Consider the following 614-nt stretch of genomic DNA (forward strand, 5'->3'; position numbering starts at 1 on the left):
TCGATGACGCGCTCGCGCGTCTCGACGCCATTGGCGCCGGCATTCATTCGCAGCGCACCGCCGATTGCACCCGGAATGCCGTGGTAGAAATGAAAGCCGCCAATGCCGGCCTCGAGCGCCACCGCTGCGACGCGCTTGTCGGGGGTCGCAGCTCCCGCCTTGATCCTGATTGGCGAAATCACCTCGGCATCGCCGAAGCCCTTGGCCGAAAGCCGAATGACAAAGCCCTCGATGCCGCCATCGCGGACCAGAAGGTTGGAGCCGACGCCGACGACCGTCAGCGGTATCTCTTCGGGAACGGCTTTCAGGAACGCGGCAAGGTCCTCCTCATCGGCCGGCTGGAACAACGCTTCAGCCAGCCCCCCGGCACGGAACCAGGTGATCTTGTCCATCTCGGCGTTCGGCGTCAGGCGGCCACGCAGGCCGGCAAGCCGGTCGCCAAGTCTGTCGATCAGGGCCTGGCCGTGCCTCATGAGACGGTCCCGCCAAGCTCCTTGGGCAACGCATAGGCCCATTGGGTGATGTTGCCGGCTCCAAGGAAGACGACGAAATCGCCCGGCTTGGCCAGATCACGGACGATGGGCGCAATCGCCGCCGGGCCCTCGATGTAGCGC

1 protein-coding gene and 1 pseudogene are annotated in these 614 nt (G+C 65.6%); both read right to left on the reverse strand.

The window, feature by feature from the left end:
• The coding region (locus EN969_RS34210; protein ID WP_127419933.1) for an FAD-binding protein at positions 1-473 on the reverse strand (473 nt) is incomplete at its 3' end.
• A pseudogene (gene murC / locus EN969_RS34215) lies at positions 470-614 on the reverse strand (UDP-N-acetylmuramate--L-alanine ligase); the annotation flags it as partial. The pseudogene murC and the gene EN969_RS34210, both read right to left, overlap by 4 nt.

The sequence above is a fragment of the Mesorhizobium sp. M7A.F.Ca.CA.003.01.2.1 genome (assembly GCF_003998945.1).
GTDB lineage: Bacteria > Pseudomonadota > Alphaproteobacteria > Rhizobiales > Rhizobiaceae > Mesorhizobium > Mesorhizobium ciceri.